The sequence below is a fragment of the Paenibacillus sp. SSG-1 genome (genome assembly GCF_002224835.1).
GTDB lineage: Bacteria > Bacillota > Bacilli > Paenibacillales > Paenibacillaceae > Paenibacillus_AQ > Paenibacillus_AQ favisporus.
This window is the reverse complement of sequence record NZ_MBRK01000001.1, coordinates 4,454,061-4,472,720: the sequence shown is the minus strand read 5'-3', so window position 1 is coordinate 4,472,720 and position 18,660 is coordinate 4,454,061. Positions and strand designations below refer to the sequence as shown.

The following is an 18,660-nucleotide window of genomic DNA, read 5'->3' as shown; positions in this document are numbered from 1 at the left end:
GGTATTCAAATGAACTTGCAGCGTCCAACGCGTTCAACGCTTGTCGAGCAGGTCGCATCCCAGCTGGAGAAGCTGATTGAAGAAGGGCAGTGGCCCGTTGGGGAACGCATTCCTCCGGAACCGGAGCTGGTGGAGAAGCTGGGCGTCAGCCGAAACACGATCCGTGAGGCGATCCGTGCCCTGATTCATGCGGGACTGCTCCGGACGCGGCAGGGGGACGGGACGTACGTCGTCGCGTCGAGCAGCCTCGGTCCCGTCCTTCAGCGGCGGATGGAGCGCTCCAAGCTGAGCGAGACGCTGGAGGTTCGCGCTGCGCTGGAGCAGGAGGCCGCCCGGCTCGCCGCCCAGCGGAGCACGGCGGATGATATCAAGCAGATCCGGCTTACGCTTGCGGCCTGCAGCGCCGCAGAACAGTCCGGAGATATAGAAGCTTATCTCATCGCCGATTTGGCCTTTCACAAGCAGGTGATCGCCGCTGCGTATAACCGGCTGCTCAGCGAATTGTATGACAGCATTAGCGAATCCGTGACGAGTTCCCTCTCGCTGGGCAGCCTGAGCTGGGATCTGGTGCTTGTGCACGGCCGGCTCAATGAGCGTCTGCTTGAAGCCATCATCCGCCGGGACGCGGCGGAGGCGGGTGAAATTGTCCGGTCTTATATCCAGGCATCCCAAGATGCCTTGCTTGATTTGTCTGAAGGAGGAAATACAGAACATCATGAATAAAACATACGAAATATCTACGCAGCCGGCGGAGAATCCCCAGGTTTCCACAGGGATGAAGGCGCTGCTGCTGGTTCTTGGAATTATCCTGATCGCGACGACGCTGCGGGCGCCGATCACTTCGGTGGGTCCGCTCGTTGAAACGATCCGGCTCGATACGGGAATGTCGCATACCCTTGCGGGGCTGCTGACGACGTTCCCGCTGCTGGCCTTTGCCGTCGTCTCCCCGATTGCTCCGAAGCTGGCCCGGAGATGGGGCATGGAGAAGACGCTGTTTAGCGGAGTGGCCGCTGTAACGCTGGGCATTGCCCTGCGGTTCGTTCCTTCGGTCGCCGCTTTATTTGCCGGCACGATTCTGCTCGGCCTCGGCATCGCGGTCAGCAATGTGCTGCTGCCGAGCCTGATTAAGCGGGATTTTCCGCTGCGGGTGGGTGTCATGACGGGAATCTATTCCGTTTCGATGAACATCTTTGCGGCTATCGCCTCCGGCGTCAGCCTCCCGGTGTCGAATCATCTCGCTTCCGGCTGGCGGGGATCCCTGCTCATCTGGGGAATCCTGTCGTTGATCGCCCTCATCGTCTGGCTGCCGCAGCTCCGGTACCGGCATCGGACCGGCGGGGTGCGGATTTCGTCGAAAAGCAGCATCTGGCGCTCGAAACTGGCGTGGCAGGTCACGATTGTTATGGGTTTGCAATCCTTCGTATTTTACTCGGTCGTGTCCTGGCTGCCTGAAATTTTGACCGATCGGGGCATGAGCGGATCGACGGCAGGCTGGATGCTGTCGCTGATGCAGTTTTTCAGCGTCCCGGTCACGTTCTTCGTGCCGATTCTGGCGGGACGCTTTCAGAATCAGCGCGGCCTGGTCGTCGGGACGTTCCTCTGCTTTGTTCTGGGCTTTGTACTGCTGCTTAGCGGATGGAATGCGATTGTTCCGGTCGCGGTCGTATTGGTCGGAATCGGCACCGGTGCGGCCTTCGGCCTCGTAACGATGTTCTTCATGCTCCGCACCCGCCGGACCGAACAGGCTGCGGAATTGTCCGGTATGGCCCAGTCGGTCGGGTACCTGCTGGCCGCTGTCGGACCTCTGCTGATTGGACTTGTCCATGACCTGAGCGGCAGCTGGACGACCGCGACCTCGGTCCTGCTGATCGTGGCGACCGTCTATATGCTGGCCGGATGGGGCGCCGGAAACAACACTTACATTGAAGAATAAAGCACAACCTCCGCCGGAAGGGCGGAGGTTGTTTGCATTTTTCTTGAGACGGCCGTTACAAATAGATGCCGCTGCTGAAGCCCTGAATGTACATGGCATGCTTTCTTCGGGAGCTGCGGCGCACCGTAAGGATGCGGGACTTGCTGCCGCTACCGGTTGCAGATTTGTGCCGGGAGTACCTGGAGTGTCTGGAGGCTTTTCTCCGCTTCCTCATGACGACCCTTTCACTCTGTTCCCTTTCGCTTCGGTGGCGGGAGGATGGTTTTCTAGGCGAATGTTTGCGGGTTTTGCGTTTCATAAGCAGATGCCGGGCTTTTCTGTCCGTGCTTCTTTTGATGGGCGCCGGGAGTACCGGCTCCTTGCTCCATGGCGTTAATCTCAGATGATCCTGATAGAGGACATATCCTGGGGAAAGCGGGTCCCAGCACTTCATGTCACCGGCAAAGTGAACGATTTTCTGCTGGAGGTCCATTTCTGCACCCGGGACGTAAAACCAGTTGAACCGTTGGTCCAGCAGCAGGCAGTTTCCCCCGAATACATGGTTCAGGCAGTCCTGGTCCGGCATCGAGGTGCCGGGAAAGGCGCGGAAAAAGTTCAGCATTTCTTCAAACCACGTCACGTGCTGCCGAATGGCATTGAGGTCAAATAAAAGGACCCCGGAGTTAAAATAGGTTTCGGGGTTTAAACCCTGGACGGCCACAACTTCTGCGATGCCGTGGATGCCTTGGTCGTGGATAGCCCCAAGGTAGCCCCCGTTCAGGTTGATCTCCCACAACTCGGTGATGTCCATATTGACCATCACGTCGCAGTCGAGATAGATTACCCGTTCAGCAGGTACCACGGCTGGCAGCAGCAGCCGGTAAAGACTGCCCCACGTCCATCGGTCGATGGAGCCGGTTCCCGACAGAACGTCCATCATCTCGACAGGCAGGGTCACAGGATAGAAGTGGATCGGGTGCTTGAAATCCGCCGCCAGCTGGGCGAGCTTGTTCCTGTTTTCTTCCAGGAGCGAATCGTCATGGAGGATGTGAACCTGAAGCTCGGAGGAAGTGTTACGGAACACCGAAGCCAACGCGGCGGCAGCGTGCTCGGAATAGCTTCCGTCCTTATCCGTAAAAGCTAAAGCCAATTCAATCATTTGCGGGGACACCTCTCTTTAGAATTGGTTTTCCGTTACATACCTGCATCACGAGAAGGCAGGCGGGTGAAGCATGGGCTTACGGCGCAGGGTCACCGGAACCGGAATCCGGTGATTGCGGGTCCTCTTTTAACAGCTCGCTCATTTCGTCCTGCAGGTGCTGCTTCAGCTGCGCTCTTTGCTTCGTCAGTGCCAAAATGGCCTTCACATAACCCAGCGGATCACCGACGTCATGCCAGCGGCCTTTAATCTCGCAGGTATAAATCGCTTCTTTGACAAGTAATTGATTCAATGCGTCCGTCAGCTGGATTTCGCCGCCAACTCCCGGGGATTGGTTTTCCAGGATATCGAATATGGATGGAGTCAAAATGTAACGGCCCACCATGGCCAGCCTCGAAGGAGAGGCATCGACCGCGGGTTTTTCCACCAACCGGTTCACATACGCAAACGAATCGACCAGCGGTTTGGCGTCGACGATGCCGTAGCTCGATACCTTGTCAGCCGCCACGCTTTGCACGCCTACAATGGACGTCTGCAGCCGGTCATACCCATCCATAAGCTGTTTTAGCGACGGCGGATCAGCGTCAAAAAACGTGTCTCCAAGCAGGACGGCAAAGGGCTCGTTTCCGATAAACTTGCGCCCTACCCCGATGGCGTGCCCCAGACCTTTACGCTCTGATTGGCGGATATAGTGGATATCGACAATGCCGGTAAATTCCCGGATTTTGCGGAGTTCCTCGAACTTGCCTTTTTGCTCCAAATAATATTCGAGCTCCAGCGCCGAGTCGAAGTGATCCTCGATCACCTTTTTGCCTTTGCCGGTCACGATCAAAATTTCCTCAATCCCGGAAGCCGCGGCTTCTTCGATAATAAACTGGATGGTGGGCTTATCGATAATCGGCAGCATCTCTTTGGGCATTGCTTTGGTGGCGGGAAGAAACCGCGTTCCGTAACCGGCTGCCGGAATGATCGCTTTACGAATCTTCAAGCGGTCCTCCTCCTTTGCTGATAGCAATTTCGCATACTGTCATCTTATGCCGGAGAGAGCTGCGGATCGTGGACATTTATCCAGTGCGGAAAAATTATTGGACGGCCGTTTTTTTGCAGGCAGAAGTAAGACTCCAAAAAAAATTTATCCGTTCCGGGACACGGTTTTTTCGCTGCTCTGCCAGGTTGGGAAAAGCCCAATCTTTTTTTTCTGTGGTATATTTTAATGGATGGGTCGGAAGCGGGTAATGATGAAATATCAATTCAATTGAAACTAAAGGAGGGAATGGAACTCTTGAAAAGCTTCGAACTGCTCACCAATTATTTGAAGAAAAACGCGCTTCTCTACCTGACCGCCGTCATCCTGATCATCCTGTCCAACGTGGATCAGGCGCTGCTGCCGCAGATTCTCGGTAAGGTGACGGACGGACTGAAGGAACGTTCGATCGGTCGTGAGGACATCATCCGCTACAGCCTGATCCTGCTGGGGATCGCCGTGTCCTATGGCGTTCTGTTCGGCTTAGGGCAGTTTACCATTATGCGTCTCGGCCGGCGGTTCGAGTTTTTGACAAGGGGCCAGATCTTTGCCCAGTTTTCCCGCCTCAGTGAGGATTTTTTTTCCAAACAGGGGACCGGCAAGCTGCTCAGCTATGTCATGAACGACGTGACTTCGGTTCGGGAAGCGATTTCATTCGGAGTCACGCAGACGACCAACGCCGTGTTCATGGTCATCTCCTGTGTTGTCATGATGCTGGTTACAGGTATACCGGTAACTCTAATTCTGGTCAGCGTGTGCCCGCTGGTCGCCATTCCGTTTCTGGTCATTTATTTCGGTCCCCGTATCCGGAACCGGTCGATGGATGTGCAGGAAGGGTTGGCCACGATGACGGAATCCGCCGATGAGCAAATCGGGGGCATCCGCGTCACGAAGACGTTCGCCATCGAGGAGACGGCGCAGCGCCGGTTTGACGAGACGGTCGACGGGGTGCGCAGCGCGCAGCTGTATCTGGTGAGGATGTCATCCTTGTTCCAGGCGTTGCTTCCTTTCTTAGGGGCGTTATCCCTGGTCGTCTCGCTGCTGGTCGGCGGATATATGACGATTCAGGGCCGGATGACCCTTGGAAGCTTCGTTGCGCTGACCTTCTACCTCCGGATGCTGACGGGACCGCTCCAGCAGATCGGCAACGTGATTAACATGATGCAGCGCTCGGGAGCATCCCTGGAACGCGTCAACCGGCTGCTGGCCCGGGTGCCGAGCGTGAGGGACAAGGACGACGCTTCGGACCTTGCCCGCATCGGGGATATCGCCGTGGACAACTTGACGTTCTCTTATCCGGGGACGTCGGAACAAGCGCTTAAGGACGTCAGCTTCACCATTCCGGAAGGCCGCACCGTCGGGCTCATCGGCCGCACCGGCAGCGGCAAATCGACGCTGGCAAAGCTGCTTCTGCGCATTTATGAGCCTCCGGCCGGCAGCATTAAGGTGAACGGCCAGGATATTACCCGTGTGACCCTGGAGTCGCTGCGCCGCAAGATCGGCTATGTGCCGCAGGACGGGTTTTTGTTCAGCACGGATATCGCCGACAATATCGCCTTCAGCGACCGCTCCGCCAGCATCGAGCAAATCCGCGAGGCAGCGGCCCAGGCTTTGCTGCTGGAAAGCGTCAACTCCTTTGAAGCGGGATTTGAGACCCGGCTCGGCGAGCGGGGCCTTACGCTGTCCGGCGGTCAAAGGCAGCGCGCGAGCCTGGCGAGAGGGCTGATGAAAAAGCCCGAGCTCTTGATTCTCGACGACAGTATGAGCGCCGTCGACGCGATGACGGAATCGGGCATCCTCGGCAATTTGATCCGGGAGCGAAGCGGCAAATCGACGCTCATTATCGCGCACCGGATCAGCAGCGTCCAGCATGCCGATGAAATCATCGTGCTGGATCAAGGCCGGATTGTCCAGCGGGGCAGCCATGAGGAATTGATGGCCTGTCCGGACGGGCCATATGCATCTTTATACCGGATCCAACAGGAGGGACTGCAGCATGCCTAATTCTTCAGCCGCTGCCCTCAAGGCAACGCAAGCAAAGGATGCAGCGGACAAGAAAAAATCATTTGAAGCCTTCAGGGCGATACTGGCTTACGGCAAACCGCACAAGTGGGCTTTTGCCGGCGTGTTTGTCTGCGCGATCCTCGGCATTTCCGCCGATCTGCTGCAGCCGTATCTGGTCAAGATCGTGATCGACGATCATTTGGCTGTCGGCGGCAGGGACATGGGCTATATCGCTACGATCGCCGGCATTTATCTCGGCATTTCGATCGTCAGCTTCTTATTCACGTATTTGCAGAATAACCTGCTGCAGTACGCGGGTCAAAGCATCGTGGCACGGATCCGGAAGGATTTGTTCCAGCATATTTCCAAGCTGTCGATGTCCTATTTCGACCGCGTGCACCGCGGCAGTCTGGTGACCAATGTCTCCAGCGACACGGAGACGATCAGCCAGTTTTTCACGCAGGTGCTGCTCAGCTTGATCCGCGACGGCATGACGCTCGTACTGATCATTGTCTTTATGTTTCAGCTCGATACGACGCTGGCCTGGTATTCAATGATCGTCCTGCCCGTCATCGGCCTCGTGGCCTTCCTGTTCCGCCGATATCTACGCCAGGCGTACCAGGTAACCCGGAGCCGCTTGTCGCGGTTAATCGGATTCATTGCGGAGAATTTGTCCGGGATGGGGCTGATTCAGGCGTTCCGCCAGGAAGAGGAGCAGACCCGGCGTTTTAACGAAAATAACCAGAGCTACTGGGAAGCGAACATGAGGGAGGTCCGCGCCAACGTGCTGTTTAACCGGACCTTCGACATTCTGGGCAACGTCGCCCTCGTCACGGTTGTCTGGCTGGGCGGACTGGCGGTATTCCATGAGCATATGGCCGTCGGCGTTCTGTACGCGTTTACGAGCTACATCCGGCAGTTTTTCCAGCCGATCAACCAGATCACGATGCAGTGGAACACGTTCCAGTCGACGACCGTATCGATGGACCGGATCTGGAAAATATTCAGTACCGAGCCGGAAGTGAAGGACCCGGAGCCTGACAAAACGTGCCGGCTGCGCTTGTCCGAAGCCCGCGGCCGGGTCGACTTCAACCACATTTCTTTCGGCTATTCGGAATCCAAGCCGGTCATTCCCCATCTCGACCTTCATTTGAAGCCCGGGGAGATGGTCGGCATCGTCGGCACGACGGGAGCGGGGAAGAGCACGATGATCAGCCTCTTGAACCGGTTCTATGACGTTAATTCCGGCAGCATCAAAATCGACGGGGCGGATATCCGCGATATTCCGCAGCAGCAGCTCCACCGTCTCGTCGGACTGATCCAGCAGGAGCCCTATCTGTTCGCGGGAACCGTTCTCGATAACGTCCGGCTGTTTCAGGAGGACATCTCCCGTGAAAAGGTGATGGATGCCTGCCGGTTCGTCGGCGCGCACGACATGATCATGCGGATGTCCGGCGGATACGACACGCTCCTATCGGAGCGGGGCAGCGGCCTGTCAGCCGGGGAGCGGCAGCTGATCTCCTTCGCGCGGATCATGGTCTTTGAGCCGCGGATCCTCATCCTGGATGAGGCGACCGCCAACCTGGATTCGCATACGGAGCAGCTGGTGCAAAGCGCGCTGGCGAACGTGTCTACAGGGCGGACGACGCTGGTGATCGCCCACCGGCTGTCCACGGTCATGCACGCCGACCGCATTCTGGTCATGAAAGACGGCCGGGCGATTGAGGAAGGCACCCATGACGAACTGCTGGCCATGCACGGATACTATGAACAGCTGTACAATCATGCAAGACAGGCGGCCGATGAAGAGTAGCCCGGGATGCAGGGGCCGATTGGAAGCCGGCTGAACCGGATGTATAGAAACGGGGAGAGAGCGATGCTCTTTCCCCGTTTTATTTTGCAGACAGGAAAACGAGGCTGCCAGCGTAACAGGATCGGATCATAGCTGTAGCTGCGGCGCTCCCCTGGGCGCAGGCTCTGACGCGTAAAATACTCCCTCAACCGACGAGTTTTTAGAGGCAAAACGGATTCAACTGCGACTTTTTAACCATTTACTTAAGACCTAGTGATCTTCTAAGATAGTGAATAAACCTAACATGAACCTCTGTGATAAAGCCAATTGGTTTATTAGCAAGCGTTTTCAATGTTATATAATATTACATAACTATTTCATAAACCGACGTAGGAGGGATCATATGCAGCATTGGTTCGGAACATCCTTGAAGCATAAGCTGTCTCTGCTCACCATTCTGGCCGCGCTGGTTCCGCTGCTGTTCCTCGGCATTTTCTCCTACAAAATGGCCGAGAGCCTGACCGAGGAAAAGGCCAAAACCTCCGGGATGAACAATCTCAGGCAGCTGGATGTCTACCTGGAGACGATGGTCAAGGACGTTGAGAACATTTCGCTTTTTCTGATCGGCAACGAAGGCGTGCAGTCCTATTTAAAAAGCTCGGAAAGCAATTACGTGCAGCAGACCGCCGTCATCAACTTTCTGACAAGCCTCGCCTTTTCCAAAGATTATATCGCGAACATCATCGTCGAGCCGCTTGGGGCCAAGGACTCGATCTCCTACAAGTCGCTGGTGCGGTCGGAGTTCCAAGATGTCACGGAGAGGGATCCTGATTATTATGTCGAGCATCCCAAGTGGTGGTCTTCGGTCCACCGGCAGTGGACCTTTGAAGGGGTGAGGAAGATGATCACGCTGGCAAGACCGATCCGCAGCACCGATAAATACAAGCCGATCGGAAACCTGCAGATCAATCTGGATCAGGGGGTCATCGCCAGCCAGGTCCGGCAGGTGGCATTGGAAAAAACGGGCTTCGTGCTGCTGCTGGACGAGAACAACCGGATTCTCGCAGGCCCCCCGGATATGGAAACGAATCTTGCGCTGGACGCTTATTATCCTTCGATCGGCCCTTTTGAGGGACAGAGCGGGGATTTGGTCTACGGGCAGGGGAGCGGCAAGAAGACGATTTTGTATAAAAAGATGTCCAGCGTGGGCTGGAAGCTTGTCGGGATCATACCGGCTGCGGAATACAGCTCGCAAAACCAGTATTTTCTAAGGCTTACGGCTGTCGCTGTCACCGCTGCGATCCTGTTTGTCATCATTCTGGTTCTTTTTCTGATTCAAAAAATAACTAACCCGCTCTCCGCGCTCACCAAATTCCTCAGAAACGCCAGGCCGGAAGAACCTCTGCCTGCACTGCCGGTCAAAACGATAGACGAGGTAGGTCAGCTGATCATCAGCTATAACCGGCTTACTTCGCGGATCGTAAAGCTCACCGATGAGGTCAAGCGCAATGAATCACTGAAGAAGGAAGCCGATATGCATGCGCTGCAGGTGCAGATTAACCCGCATTTTTTGTATAACACCCTCTCCTCGGTGCAATGGCTGGCGCTGATGAATCAGGACGGTGCCAAGATCGCCGAGATGGTCGGCTCGCTGAGCGATTTTCTGCGGTTCAGTTTAAATGCTGGCCAGGAATACTGCACGGTGCTGCAGGAGATCACGCATGTCCGTCATTACATGAATATCCAGTCGATCCGGTATCCCGACAAATTCGATTTTCGGGTCGATGCGGCTGAGAGTTTGCACCATCTAACGATGCTTAAGCTGCTGCTTCAGCCGCTGGTGGAGAATGCGATCCTTCACGGCCTGCTCGGCCGAGACGGGCGGGGCATGATCCGGATTGCGGTGGAACGCAGCGGGGGGTTCCTCGATTTCGCCGTTGAGGACGACGGGATCGGAATGCCTGAAGAGAGGCTTCAGTGGCTCCGGAATCGGCTGGCGGAGCATCCTGCGGCCTACGGGCAGGGGCCTGACGCCCACGGGAGCTACGGGCTGCGCAACGTCAACAAGCGGCTGGCGCTGCATTACGGCAGGGAGGCCGGACTTCAGGTGGAGAGTGCGGAAGGAGCGGGCACGCGGATTACATTCAGGATCCCGATCGTGCAGGAGCCAAAGGAATGGACTCGGGAACAATCAAGCAAAGGGGAGAACGAAGATGAAGGTTATGATCGTTGATGACGAAGTGATTATCCGAAACGGGCTAAGCACGGTGGTCAATTGGGAGGAGAACGGTTTTACGGTGCTGGAGCCGGCCGCTTCCGCCGAAGAAGCGCTGCAGCGGATTCCGGATGAGCAGCCCGAAATTATATTTACCGATATCCGGATGACGGGGCTCAGCGGGATCGATATGGCCCGGGAGGTGAAAAAGCAGTTCCCGGATACCGAAATCATCATCATTTCCGGATTCGACGAGTTTGCCTATGCCCAGCAGGCGATGCGCGAAGGAGTCAGCGACTATTTGCTGAAGACGAGCAGACCGGGGGAAATCATCCAGTCCGCGGCCAAGGCCAGAGAGCGGCTGGAGGTTCGCCGGCGGAACGAGGAAGGCGGCAGGGTCCAGCAGACGATCGTGAACCGCGGGTTCTTGAGGAGACTGTTGGCTTCGGGATCCGCGCCCGATGCCCGAACCGAAGCCGAGTTTTGGGACCGGTTCCCCGACCTTCGGCCCGATGCTGACGGGTTCACTATGCTCCGGATTTGGCTGCTGTCGGCCCATTCCTCCGGCTCGGGGGAGAGCATCAGCCGTCCGGACACCGATGTATACCGCATCGTCGGCAGCCGGCTGGCTGAACGATTGCCATGCGCATGGCTCGAATGGAACGGTGCACTGCTTCTTCTGGTAAAAAGCCGGGGCGAGGACGACTGGAGCCGCATGAGGCCGGTGCTGGGCCATGTGGAGGCTGAGCTGGGCTGCCGGGTCACGGCTGCCGTCGGGTTGCCGTTCACCCAGCTTCAGGATCTGCCCGGCGCCTTAGCTGCCGCAGCGGAGGCCGGCTCCTATGCATGGCTGCTGCGTGCAGAACGGCGCATCCGGTATGAAGAGGTAGCTTCCCGCCGGGGCATCCGGACGGTATGCACGGCGGAGGAAGAAACCGAGCTGTTTGCCCTGCTCCGGGCGGGCGACACGTTCCGCCTGCGGTCCTGGATTACGGATTTGCTTGAACGGATCATACGGGACCCCGAGGCTACACCAGGATCGATGCAGGCTTACCTCCATTCCATTCTTGTCTCGGCCCGTCGGTGGCTGGAGCGTGCCGCCGCTTCGATCGGTTACTCCAGTCCGCTTCCTTCCGGGACTCCATTCGATATCTACGAGCTGGCCAAGTGGCCAGAACGAATCATGGTTCATGAATTGAAACAGATCATGCAGCAGTACAGCGGGATGGTATCGGCGTCCAGTCCGGTAGAACGGGCCATTGCTTACATTCACGACCACTTGGACCAAAGCCTGTCGCTGCAGCAGGTGGCGAAGCACGTCCATATGAACCCGAACTATTTCAGCGAGCTGTTCAAGCGGGAGACCGGCCGCAACTATCTCGAATACGTCACGCAGGCGAAACTTCGCAAGGCGATGAGGCTCCTGCGGGAAACGCCGGCCAAAATCAGCGAGGTCGCCGGCGAGATCGGTTACGAAGACCTGAAGTATTTTAATCGCCTGTTCAAGAAATTCACCGGTCTGACCCCTTCGGAATATCGGGCAAGTGCTGAAGTTTGTCCCTCCCTTGACTGAATTCTATCCCCTGTGGGAGACGTTCATCCTCTTTTATACTTGGGCTAATCATCGCAAGGCTGATTGAACTTCAGATTTATATCAGAGGGGGATGACCATGAAAACTACACGTAAATTAGGCATTGTTCTGCTGCTCATGACGATGCTCCTTGCCGCCTGCGGCAGCGGGGAGAGCGGCAAGCAGGCAGAGGGAAGCGCGGACGGTCAGGAGAAAGTGAAACTGACGATCTGGCACAATTTTGCAGGGGATGATTTGCGGGCCAAATCGGTCCGGAGCTTCATCGAGCAGTTTGCCAAAGACCATCCGGAGGTAGAACTCGACGCCCAGGCCATCCCGCCTGACGGTTACCGCCAGCGACTGAGCACGGTTGCCGCGGCGAATGAAATGCCGGACGTATTTTTCGTCTATGCGGGCAGCCAGTCCTCCGAGCTGTATCAGGCCAAGCTGCTTCAGCCAATTACGGAGGTGCTTGACGCGCATTCGGATTGGAAGGACAAGTTCCTGCCAGGCGCTTTTGAACCGTATGAGTTCGAGCAAGGTCAGATCTACTCGGCTCCGCTGGGCATGTCGGCCACCTCAATCCTGTACTATAACAAGGCCTTGTTCGAAAAAAACAACGTGAAAGTCCCGACCACATGGGATGAGATGATGACGGCCGTCAGCGCATTCAATGCCAAAGGCATCACCCCGATTGCGCTGGGCAACAAAGCCCCGTGGGTAGCGCAGTCCACGATTCTCGGTTCGCTCGCCGACCGGGTAACGGGAACGGAATGGTTCAAGAACGCCGCTGCGCAGAAAGGGGCCAAATTCACTGATCCGGAATTCATCCAGGCGCTAGGTCATTTTAAGGAGCTGGTGGATCACAAGGCGTTCCAGGACGGCGCCAACAGCATCGACAATACGCAGGCTGAGCAGTATTTCATACAGGGCAACGCGGCGATGATGATCAGCGGCGCCTGGACGCTCACGAACCTGGCGGCATCCTCTACGGAAGACCAGATGAAGGATATCGAAGTGACTGTGCTGCCGCCAATCCCCGGAGGGAAAGGGAAGGCAGGCACGATTTCCGGCGGTGCCGGCGGCGGACTTGCGCTCAGCAGCCGGACGGAAGGCAAAGCAAGGGAATTGGCGCTGGAGCTGATTTATGCGGTCAGCGGGCCGGATGCCCAGAAAGCGATCGCCGAGAGCAACTCCATGGTGATGTACGACACCGATATCGACAAGTCTAAGGTAACTTCCCTCTACTATAAAGCCTTCAACCTCGTCAAATCGACCGAAGTCACGCCGGTCTATGATGCTTATTTGTCGGCGGAAGCGGCCGAGGTCATTAATAACGGCCTCCAGGAAATCATGATGGGCGGCTCCGTAGAAGGCGTCGCACAGAAGCTGCAGGACGCGCAGGCCCGGTCGGCCGCGCCTTAATGACGGACATGAGAAAGGGAGGAAGCTGCCATGCCAACAGCGATGCGAAGTAAAGGATTCATAGCGCTAGCTCTTCTTCCGGCGCTTCTGCTGTTTTTGATCTTCGTCATTATTCCGGTGTTCTGGTCGGCGTATTACGGGTTTTTCAGCTGGAAAGGCTTTGGCGACGCCAAATTCATCGGGCTGGACAATTATAAGGAGATGTTCCGGGATCCGATTTTCTGGCGGGCGCTGCGCAACAATCTGATCTTGGTCGTATCGTCGATCGTCGGCCAGGTTCCGGTTGCGCTCGTTTTGGCCATCGTATTGTTCAAGAACTCGTTGTTCTCCCGGTTTGTCCGTTCGGCCGTTTTCATGCCGATGGTGCTGTCGACCGTCGTGGTCGGCCTCATCTGGGGATACATTTATCACCCGCAGTTCGGGGTTGCGAACCATGTGCTGGATCTGCTCGGCCTCCACTCCTGGACCCGGGCCTGGCTGTCCGACCCGAAGGTCAACATGCTGGCTATATCCATTCCGATCAACTGGGCGAACATCGGCCCTTACCTGGTCATTTTTGTCGCGGCGCTGCAAAATATTTCACCCGAAATCCACGACGCAGCCAAAATCGACGGCTCCGCCGGCTGGAACAAGCTGATTCACGTCACTCTCCCCATCATTTGGGGGACGGTGGTCGTCACGATCGTACTTTGCATCTCCGGAAGCCTGAAAGCCTTCGACCATGTCATCGTCATGACGGGCGGGGGGCCGGCGCGGTCAACCGAGCTGCTGGCGACGTACATGTACAACAGCACGTTCAGCGTTTACCGGTACGGTTACGGCTCGGCCGTATCCACCATGATCATGATCGTCAGCGCGGTGCTCATCGCCTTGAACTATTTGGCGACGCGCCGCAAAAGCAGCTGAGGGGAGGAGAAGCTAGGATGAATGCAACGATTACGGCCGCTTCCCGGAGCGGCACGGGCAAAAGAGCCGTCTTCAAAGGGCTGGCCGGCTTCGGCAAGCTGATCCTGCTGGCGTATGCCGTCGTTACGCTGTATCCGCTGTACTGGCTGTTTACGAGCGCCTTTAAAACAAACCAGGACTTCTTTGCCAATCCGTATGGACTGCCGAAACAGTGGATGGCGCAAAACCTGGTGAGGGCTTGGGATCTGGGGAATATGGGAAGGGCGATGCTGAATTCCGCGGTGGTTACGGTCTCGGCGGTCATCCTGACTGTCCTGCTCAGCGTGCTTGCGGGGTATGTGCTGTCGAGATTTTCGTTCCCGTTAAAAAAAGTCGTCGTCGTGCTGTTTACGATGGGTCTTCTGATTCCGATCCACAGCACGCTGGTTCCCTTGTTTATCATGATGAAAAACATGGGTCTCCTCGACACCTACGGTGCGCTCATTCTGCCCTATACAGCGTTTGAGCTGCCGATCGCCGTGTTTCTGTCCATGGCCTACATGTCCTCGATTCCGAAAGAGATTGAAGAGGCGGCGATGATCGACGGCAGCGGATGGTGGGGAATATTCGGCCGGATGATCCTGCCGCTCTGCACGCCGATCGTGGCGACGATTTCGATTCTGGCGTTTCTACGGTTCTGGAACGATTTTTCCTTTGCGCTCGTCTTTATCAACACGCAGGCGCTGAAGACGCTGCCGCTCAGCCTGTCCCTTTTCTCGGACGGTTTCGGCACGGATTACAGCCTGACGATGGGGGCGATGGCCATCGCGGTGCTTCCAACGATCGTCATCTATCTGATCCTTCAGGAGAAAATCATGAAGGGCATGGTGGCCGGCTCCACCAAAGGATAGGGTGGATGTTCCATGATCGAAAACAATCTGCTCGCGTAAAATCAGGCAATCCGTCAACGGTTCATACCGGGCGGGTTGCTTTTTGGTATAACCGTTTATTTGTCCGGCTGCGGCTTGGCGTCAGGTGCGAAGCTCTCCCTGTATTGGGCCGGCGACATCCCGTAGGTGCCGCGGAACACGCGGTGATAGTAAGAGTAGCTGGCAAAACCGCAGGTTTCAGCGATCTCCTCCTGGGTCATGGTGCTGTATTTCATCCGTTCGATGGCGGCGTTCAGCCGGATTTCCAAGGCGTATTGGATCATCGTTTTGCCGTACTGCTCCTTGAAGATTTTGACGGCTCTGGACAGGCTCAGGCCAACATGGGCGGCGGCTTCCTCCAATTTAAAGGTAACGGTGGCATGCTCCTCGACGAAACGCTTCAGCCTCAGCGCGGTATAAGCGGTGCGGTTCGCCGGCTTCGTCTCCGTGATGGCCCGGTCCAGGCAAAGGCACAAGCTTCGCAGCAGGTAACCGGTGAGCTCCACGTTCTCCCCCTCCAGGCCGCGCCTTTTTTCTAGCAGCAGCTGCCTCCACAGACCGAGCAGGCGATCGTCGCTGCCAATCCGGCTGACAACCGGCCGGCTCATCCGGCTCCACCAGGCATCGATCCAGCCGCCTTCGCAAAACAGAAAATAATCCCCGCTCGAGACGCGTCCCCCGCCGGCATCTTCATGCACCATAAGCTCGTATTCGTCTCCCGGTTTCAGCAGCAGCAGGTCCCCGCCTTGGACATGGTAATCGGTACCGTTGCAGAATATGGTGCAGGATCCTTCCGTCTGCAGCCGGAACAAATAGGTCGTCAAGCCCGCGCGGTGGCTGTTGCTGAACTGCTGGAAATGGTAGGAGTAATCGCAAATCAGCAGCCTGGCTTCCATCATGTGCTCCCCTTTCTCAAAAAACAAGCAAATAGTTCATGTTGCAATCATATTGTTTATGTTCATTTTAGCTTACTTGCATGTATGATAGTAGCAGATAGAGCAATCATTTTATTGGGAAACGAGGTGCCCTTTTTATGAAAAAATTGAACATTGGCTTGCAATTGTATACGCTTCGTGATGAAACGGCTAAGGATTTCCGAGGAACGCTTCGCAAAGTGGCTGAGCTTGGGTATGAAGGTGTGGAGTTTGCCGGATACGGTGACATTCCTGCCGAAGAAATGAAAACGCTTCTTCAAGATCTTGGTCTTCAAGCGATCGGCGCTCATGTGGGCCTGCATCTGCTTCGGGCCGACCTGCAGAAAGAGATCGATTACCTGAAAACGATCGGCGCGACAACCATGATGTGTCCTTACGTTGCACCGGAAGACCGGGAGAACATCGAGCAGTGGAAGGAACTGTTTGCTTTCCTGGAGGAAGTGGGTACCGAGGCGCGCAAACAAGGATTGACCTTCGGATATCACAATCACGATTTTGAATTCGCGGACAAGATTGACGGCGAGTTTGTATTCGACGCTATGTATTCCTCCACTTCGCCTGAAGCTGTTCAAGTGGAAATGGACGTATGCTGGGTACAGTTTGCCGGACAGGATCCGCTCACCTATATCCCGAAATATGCCGGACGCCTGCCGCTCCTTCACCTGAAGGACTTCAGCAGGGATGCCGAAGGCAACATGAAGACGCTTGAGCTTGGTCAAGGGGACGTGAATTTGCCGGGCGTCATTCAGGCCGCTACCGATGCTGGTACGCAGTGGCTGATCGTCGAGCAGGACGTGTGCCAGAATCCTCCGCTGCAAAGTGTGGAGAACAGCATGAACTGGCTGAAACAGAACTACCTGAACCAATTTTAATGTGATTGAGATTAGAGCTGAAGAAAGGGAGATTTATATCCATGAGTAAAATTAGAGTAGCGGTTTTCGGCTGCGGCTCCATCGCCCAGCGCAGACATATTCCTGAATACGCAGCGAACCCGAACGTGGAGCTGGTTGCTTTTGCGGATCCGCTCAAGGAGCGCGCTGAAGAAGTGGCGGCACAATACGGTGCCAAAGCATACACCGACTACAAGGAACTGCTGAAGAACGAGAAGCTTGACGCAGTCAGCGTATGTACGCCGAACTACCTTCACGCTTCGATGAGCATCGACGCAGCGAATGCCGGGCTGCACGTCCTGGTGGAAAAGCCGATGGCGACCACGAAGGAAGAAGGGGAGCAGATGATCGAAGCGGCCCGCAAAAACGGCGTCTTCCTGATGGTCGGCCACAATCAGCGCCTCATGCCTCCGCACGTGAAGGCAAAAGAAATTCTGGATTCCGGCAAGCTCGGCAGAGTGCTGACGTTCCGCACGTCTTTCGGCCACGGTGGTCCGGAAAGCTGGAGCGTCGACGGACGCGACAGCTGGTTCTTCCGCAAGGATGAAGCGATCATGGGCGCTATGGGCGACCTCGGCGTGCACAAATCCGACTTCATCCGCTATTTGCTGAACGATGAGATCGTGGAAGTCGCCGGCTTTATCGGTACCGTACATAAAGAAGGTACGGACGTGGACGACAATGCGACCTGCATCGTTCGCATGAAGAGCGGAGCTGTGGGTACGCTGATGGCGAGCTGGACGCACTACCGTTCCGGCGACAACGGTACGGTGCTCTGGTGCGAAAACGGCTGCATGAAGATCGGAACCGTTGAAGGCGACGAGGTGATCGTCGAGCTGACCAACGGCACAGTGGAGACATACAAAGTCGGCGCCATGGCGACGAACGAAAAGCAAGTACCGAGCGGAGTCATCGACGCGTTCGTGGAATCGATCCTGACCAACACGCCGCCGCAAATTTCCGGTGAAGAAGGTCTGCGTTCCCTGAATGTCATCCTGGGCGCGTTTGAATCGCAGGACACAGGCAAAATCGTTAAGCTGTAACAAGCATGGAATAGAGAGGACCTTGGGGTAACCCTGGGGTCTTCTTTTTTGTGTTCAGCTGAGCGAATGGGTGGGGAAGGTTATAAAAGAGGAGATTATCGGTGCGTATGCTCCGACGAACTCCTGTAGGGGTTCTCAATTCCCTTCTGGAACCAAAAAAAGCTCTCTAACAAGGAGAGCTTATCAAACGTCTCAGTTCGGGATACCGCCCAAACGGGCGGACTGCGAAGTGGATGCTACCGTATCGTATGCTCCGACGAAGCTCTGTAGGGGTTCTCAATTCCCTCCTGGAACTAAAAAAATCTCTCCAAATAAGGAGAGATTTCTAACGTCCCAGCTCGGGATGCCGCCCAAACGGGCGGACTGCGAAGCGGGTGCTATCAATGTTTATGCTCCGACGAACCCCTGTAGGGGTTCTCAATTCCCTTCTGGAAATAAAAAAGCTCTCCAATAAGGAGAGCTTCCAAACGTCCCAGCTCGGGATACCGCCCTGCGGGCGGACTGCGGAGCGGATGCTAACGAAGTCTATGCTTCGACGAACCCCTGTAGGGGTTCTCAATTCCCTTCTGGAACTAAAAAAAGCTCTCCAATAAGGAGAGCTTTCTTACGTCCCAGGAGGGATTCGAACCCCCGACCGACGGCTTAGAAGGCCGTTGCTCTATCCAGCTGAGCTACTGGGACATGAAAAATTCAAGCAAGAAAGATCATAACATATATTTGGAATAACATCAACATGTTTTTCTTTCCTTTCTCATAGTCCCCCTCATCTGTTCTCAGGGCAAGAGAAAAAAGTTGTTTCAATCCCCGTTTATATTATTAATGGTTTCTATACGTTTTTCATAGAACGAATGGTTTCCCCGTCCATTCACATGTTTT

14 protein-coding genes and 1 tRNA gene are annotated in these 18,660 nt (G+C 55.8%); 11 read left to right on the top strand and 4 right to left on the bottom strand.

The window, feature by feature from the left end:
* The first annotated feature begins 9 nt into the window (after nt 1–9).
* Nucleotides 10–723, top strand: a complete 714-nt coding sequence (locus BCV73_RS20755) for a FadR/GntR family transcriptional regulator (protein ID WP_076174266.1) — start codon at nt 10–12, stop codon at nt 721–723.
* The gene (locus tag BCV73_RS20750; RefSeq protein ID WP_089548397.1) at nt 716–1,933 is read left to right on the top strand and encodes a CynX/NimT family MFS transporter; all 1,218 of its coding nucleotides are present in this window, start codon (nt 716–718) and stop codon (nt 1,931–1,933) included. Before BCV73_RS20755 ends, BCV73_RS20750 begins: the two co-directional genes overlap by 8 nt.
* A gap of 55 nt (nt 1,934–1,988) precedes the next feature.
* Here the strand turns inward: BCV73_RS20750 and BCV73_RS20745 are convergent, their stop codons facing one another.
* Together BCV73_RS20745 and galU are read right to left on the bottom strand one after the other, a co-directional pair.
* A complete protein-coding gene (locus tag BCV73_RS20745; protein ID WP_089548396.1) occupies nt 1,989–3,071 on the bottom strand; it encodes a glycosyltransferase family 8 protein in 1,083 nt (360 codons plus the stop codon).
* A gap of 79 nt (nt 3,072–3,150) precedes the next feature.
* Nucleotides 3,151–4,059, bottom strand: a complete 909-nt coding sequence (galU, locus tag BCV73_RS20740) for a UTP--glucose-1-phosphate uridylyltransferase GalU (protein WP_089548395.1) — start codon at nt 4,057–4,059, stop codon at nt 3,151–3,153.
* Between the two features lie 294 nt (nt 4,060–4,353).
* Between galU and BCV73_RS20735 the strand changes: the two genes are divergently transcribed.
* From BCV73_RS20735 to BCV73_RS20705, 7 genes are all read left to right on the top strand, one after another.
* On the top strand, nt 4,354–6,099 hold the full coding sequence (locus BCV73_RS20735) for an ABC transporter ATP-binding protein (RefSeq protein ID WP_089548394.1): 1,746 nt from the start codon (nt 4,354–4,356) through the stop codon (nt 6,097–6,099).
* Nucleotides 6,092–7,912: an ABC transporter ATP-binding protein gene (locus tag BCV73_RS20730; protein ID WP_089548393.1), complete on the top strand. Its 1,821-nt coding sequence runs from the start codon at nt 6,092–6,094 to the stop codon at nt 7,910–7,912. Before BCV73_RS20735 ends, BCV73_RS20730 begins: the two co-directional genes overlap by 8 nt.
* A gap of 382 nt (nt 7,913–8,294) precedes the next feature.
* Nucleotides 8,295–10,124, top strand: a complete 1,830-nt coding sequence (locus BCV73_RS20725; protein WP_089548392.1) for a sensor histidine kinase — start codon at nt 8,295–8,297, stop codon at nt 10,122–10,124.
* Nucleotides 10,105–11,679 carry a response regulator transcription factor gene (locus tag BCV73_RS20720; RefSeq protein WP_089548391.1) on the top strand — a complete coding sequence of 525 codons (1,575 nt, stop codon included), beginning with the start codon at nt 10,105–10,107 and terminating at the stop codon, nt 11,677–11,679. Before BCV73_RS20725 ends, BCV73_RS20720 begins: the two co-directional genes overlap by 20 nt.
* A gap of 97 nt (nt 11,680–11,776) precedes the next feature.
* Nucleotides 11,777–13,102 (top strand): extracellular solute-binding protein, encoded by a 1,326-nt coding sequence (locus BCV73_RS20715; protein ID WP_076174284.1) that lies wholly within the window; start codon nt 11,777–11,779, stop codon nt 13,100–13,102.
* Between the two features lie 30 nt (nt 13,103–13,132).
* Entirely contained in the window at nt 13,133–14,008 is an 876-nt protein-coding gene (locus tag BCV73_RS20710; RefSeq protein WP_089548390.1) for a carbohydrate ABC transporter permease, read from the top strand.
* Nucleotides 14,009–14,025: 17 nt separating this feature from the next.
* Nucleotides 14,026–14,898: a carbohydrate ABC transporter permease gene (locus tag BCV73_RS20705; RefSeq protein ID WP_076174289.1), complete on the top strand. Its 873-nt coding sequence runs from the start codon at nt 14,026–14,028 to the stop codon at nt 14,896–14,898.
* 95 nt (nt 14,899–14,993) lie between these two features.
* Here BCV73_RS20705 and BCV73_RS20700 read toward each other — a convergent pair whose 3' ends face one another.
* Entirely contained in the window at nt 14,994–15,812 is an 819-nt protein-coding gene (locus BCV73_RS20700; RefSeq protein ID WP_089548389.1) for a helix-turn-helix domain-containing protein, read from the bottom strand.
* 137 nt (nt 15,813–15,949) lie between these two features.
* Between BCV73_RS20700 and BCV73_RS20695 the strand changes: the two genes are divergently transcribed.
* Both BCV73_RS20695 and BCV73_RS20690 read left to right on the top strand, forming a co-directional pair.
* Nucleotides 15,950–16,723 (top strand): sugar phosphate isomerase/epimerase family protein, encoded by a 774-nt coding sequence (locus tag BCV73_RS20695; RefSeq protein WP_089548388.1) that lies wholly within the window; start codon nt 15,950–15,952, stop codon nt 16,721–16,723.
* Nucleotides 16,724–16,764: 41 nt separating this feature from the next.
* Nucleotides 16,765–17,784 (top strand): Gfo/Idh/MocA family protein, encoded by a 1,020-nt coding sequence (locus BCV73_RS20690; protein ID WP_089548387.1) that lies wholly within the window; start codon nt 16,765–16,767, stop codon nt 17,782–17,784.
* Nucleotides 17,785–18,391: 607 nt separating this feature from the next.
* Here BCV73_RS20690 and BCV73_RS20680 read toward each other — a convergent pair.
* A tRNA-Arg gene (locus tag BCV73_RS20680) sits at nt 18,392–18,465 on the bottom strand.
* Nucleotides 18,466–18,660: the final 195 nt, after the last annotated feature.

Coding starts and splice junctions, on each gene's coding strand:
- BCV73_RS20750 (WP_089548397.1), top strand. CDS start 716: ATGAATAAAACATACGAAATATCTACGCAGCCGGCGGAGAATCCCCAG.
- BCV73_RS20755 (WP_076174266.1), top strand. CDS start 10: ATGAACTTGCAGCGTCCAACGCGTTCAACGCTTGTCGAGCAGGTCGCA.
- BCV73_RS20720 (WP_089548391.1), top strand. CDS start 10,105: ATGAAGGTTATGATCGTTGATGACGAAGTGATTATCCGAAACGGGCTA.
- BCV73_RS20710 (WP_089548390.1), top strand. CDS start 13,133: ATGCCAACAGCGATGCGAAGTAAAGGATTCATAGCGCTAGCTCTTCTT.
- BCV73_RS20730 (WP_089548393.1), top strand. CDS start 6,092: ATGCCTAATTCTTCAGCCGCTGCCCTCAAGGCAACGCAAGCAAAGGAT.
- BCV73_RS20745 (WP_089548396.1), bottom strand. CDS start 3,071: ATGATTGAATTGGCTTTAGCTTTTACGGATAAGGACGGAAGCTATTCC.
- BCV73_RS20725 (WP_089548392.1), top strand. CDS start 8,295: ATGCAGCATTGGTTCGGAACATCCTTGAAGCATAAGCTGTCTCTGCTC.
- BCV73_RS20695 (WP_089548388.1), top strand. CDS start 15,950: ATGAAAAAATTGAACATTGGCTTGCAATTGTATACGCTTCGTGATGAA.
- BCV73_RS20715 (WP_076174284.1), top strand. CDS start 11,777: ATGAAAACTACACGTAAATTAGGCATTGTTCTGCTGCTCATGACGATG.
- BCV73_RS20690 (WP_089548387.1), top strand. CDS start 16,765: ATGAGTAAAATTAGAGTAGCGGTTTTCGGCTGCGGCTCCATCGCCCAG.
- BCV73_RS20700 (WP_089548389.1), bottom strand. CDS start 15,812: ATGGAAGCCAGGCTGCTGATTTGCGATTACTCCTACCATTTCCAGCAG.
- BCV73_RS20705 (WP_076174289.1), top strand. CDS start 14,026: ATGAATGCAACGATTACGGCCGCTTCCCGGAGCGGCACGGGCAAAAGA.